Origin of the sequence: Acinetobacter sp. Ver3 (genome assembly GCF_000632455.1) — a bacterium.
GTDB lineage: Bacteria > Pseudomonadota > Gammaproteobacteria > Pseudomonadales > Moraxellaceae > Acinetobacter.
In genome coordinates this window covers 1-2448 of the sequence record NZ_JFYL01000133.1, presented here as the reverse complement: position 1 = coordinate 2448, position 2448 = coordinate 1, and the positions used below count along the sequence as shown (strand labels likewise).

General features: G+C 37.1%; 3 protein-coding genes. All 3 read left to right on the top strand.

The genetic code is table 11. The features are described 5' to 3' along the window. Nucleotides 1–105 precede the first annotated feature (105 nt). The 3 genes from CL42_RS15835 to CL42_RS15825 are packed head-to-tail and all read left to right on the top strand — an operon-like array spanning nucleotide 106 to nucleotide 2382. Complete coding sequence (locus CL42_RS15835; RefSeq protein ID WP_035270829.1) at nucleotides 106–948, top strand: amino acid ABC transporter permease; 843 nt, start codon at nucleotides 106–108, stop codon at nucleotides 946–948. A gap of 1 nt (nucleotide 949) precedes the next feature. Next, nucleotides 950–1627 (top strand): amino acid ABC transporter permease, encoded by a 678-nt coding sequence (locus CL42_RS15830; protein ID WP_035270826.1) that lies wholly within the window; start codon nucleotides 950–952, stop codon nucleotides 1625–1627. 11 nt (nucleotides 1628–1638) lie between these two features. Then, nucleotides 1639–2382 carry an amino acid ABC transporter ATP-binding protein gene (locus tag CL42_RS15825; RefSeq protein WP_035270823.1) on the top strand — a complete coding sequence of 248 codons (744 nt, stop codon included), beginning with the start codon at nucleotides 1639–1641 and terminating at the stop codon, nucleotides 2380–2382. Nucleotides 2383–2448 lie beyond the last annotated feature (66 nt).

Here is a 2448-nt window from a genome sequence, read left to right as displayed (position 1 = left end):
TTAAAAGCATCTCCGAATGATGCAGGGATTAAATAACAAAAATTATGAGGGCTTAAATAGAAACACTTAAGCCCTTTTTTCTCGTAACCATTGCAGGAAATTTCAATGGCTGTTGGTTCTTTAAATTGGACGTCATTTTGCTTGGCATCCAACGAATATGGCGTTGATAAAAAAGATTGGGCTGAATCTATCTGTAGTGCGATTGGAGGTTCAAGTTATTCAGCTGTTGCTGATGCACCGACCTGGTTACAAATACTTGGATCAGGTATTTGGACCATGATCTGGACTGCTGTAATTGCCTTTTTCATCGCATTTTTACTTGGTTCACTTATTGGCATTATGCGTACATTACCCAATAAGTTACTTTCATTCATTGGGACTTGTTATGTAGAGTTATTCAGAAATATACCCTTAATCGTTCAATTATTTTTCTGGGCATTCGTTTTTCCTCAACTCCTGCCATTAAGTATGAGTACTGGAAGTGGTGAAATGGTTCCTGGCGGATGGTGGCAAAATATTTTAAATAATAATCCAGCAATTATTGGTGTATTTGCGCTGGGTTTATATACCGCTGCAAGGATTGCTGAGCAGGTTCGAGCAGGTATTAATACCGTTTCACAAGGTCAAAAAAATGCAGCTTATGCGATCGGTTTAAATTTAAACCAAAGTTATCGTTATGTCATTCTGCCAGTGGCTTATCGAATCGTTTGGCCAACGCTGACATCAGAAGCAATGAATGTATTTAAAAATTCAGCCGTACTTTTTGCCTTAAGTGTTTTGAATTTTTTTGCATATACCAAAACAATGCGAGAAGAAACCTCTCAAGACGTGGTCATTTTAATTCTTTCAACACCTGTTTATCTCATCATCACTTATTCAATTAAATACCTGATGGCATGGATTGAGAAACGGATGGCTGTACCAGGTCTAGGTTCGGGAGGTAAATAAAATGGATTTTAGTGTTCTAACTCATCCCGATGTCGTTGCAAGTTTGATCGCTGGTTTTAAATTTACAGTTACAGTAACCATTCTTTCGATTATTGGTGGGATTCTTCTTGGTACACCAATCGCGATGATGCGTCTATCATATAATAAAATTGCCAGTGGATTTGCAAAATTTTATGTCGACTTTTTTCGAGGTGTTCCCCTCATTCAAGTTATTTTTATCTTTTACTTTTTACTTCCTAAGTTTTTCGATTTCCAATATCACACCTATTGGGGACCTTTATTTTCAAGTGTAGTAACCTTCGCCATTTTTGAGGCTGCCTTTTTTTCAGAAATTGTCCGTTCTGGCATTCAATCAGTTTCTAAAGGACAAGTGAATGCAGGTTACGCCTTGGGGTTTAATTATCGCCAGACGATGTCATACGTAGTTTTACCCCAAGCTTTTAGAAATATGTTACCCGTGATATTGACGCAATCCATTGTTCTTTTTCAAGATGTGTCTTTGGTTTATGTCATCAGTGCACCAGATTTCTTAGGCAATGCAAATACTTTAGCTAATACCTATGGTTCGGAAACCAAAGCCGTTTTCTATCTAGTTGTTGCTGTCGTCTATTTTGTCATTTCATTTGCACTTTCACGACTAGTTAAACGCTTACATCAAAAAATAGCCATTATTCGATAAGGAGAATCAAAATGCCAATGATTGAAATTCAAGATGTATCCAAATGGTATGGAGATTTTCAGGTACTTAGCGAATGCTCAACCACTATCAACAAAGGTGAAGTTGTCGTTGTATGCGGTCCATCCGGCTCAGGTAAATCTACACTTATTAAGACAGTAAATGCTTTAGAACCTTTTCAACAAGGAAATATTATCGTTGATGGTACCGCTTTAAAAGACTCTAAAACAAATCTAGCAAAATTCAGATCTAGAGTAGGTATGGTATTTCAACATTTTGAACTCTTTCCTCATATGACTGTGTTAGATAACCTAACAATAGGACAAATCAAAGTACTTAATCGCTCAACTGAAGACGCTAAAATAAAGGCCTTACAATATTTGGATCGAGTAGGTTTGACAGCACACAAAGATAAATTTCCGGGACAATTATCAGGTGGTCAACAACAACGTGTCGCGATTGCACGTGGTCTTTGTATGGACCCAGTCTGTATGCTTTTTGATGAACCCACTTCTGCATTAGATCCTGAAATGGTGGGTGAAGTGCTTGAAGTCATGAGCCAACTTGCAAAAGAAGGCATGACGATGATGTGTGTTACCCATGAAATGGGATTTGCAAAAAAAGTTTCAGATCGAGTGATATTTATGGATCAAGGCAAAATTCTAGAGGATTGCCCGACTGATGACTTCTTTAATAAGCCACTAGAGCGACATGAAAGGACAAAATATTTTTTAGAGAAAATTTCAGCAGTACACTAAACATCAGAATGAATCCAAAAATTTCGCGATATCTACTCAAATTATTTTAAATTCGATTTTTATATA

What these genes read in the sequence shown, in the direction of transcription:
- CL42_RS15835 (WP_035270829.1), top strand. Translation starts at nt 106, where the DNA reads ATGGCTGTTGGTTCTTTAAATTGGACGTCATTTTGCTTGGCATCCAAC.
- CL42_RS15830 (WP_035270826.1), top strand. Translation starts at nt 950, where the DNA reads ATGGATTTTAGTGTTCTAACTCATCCCGATGTCGTTGCAAGTTTGATC.
- CL42_RS15825 (WP_035270823.1), top strand. Translation starts at nt 1,639, where the DNA reads ATGCCAATGATTGAAATTCAAGATGTATCCAAATGGTATGGAGATTTT.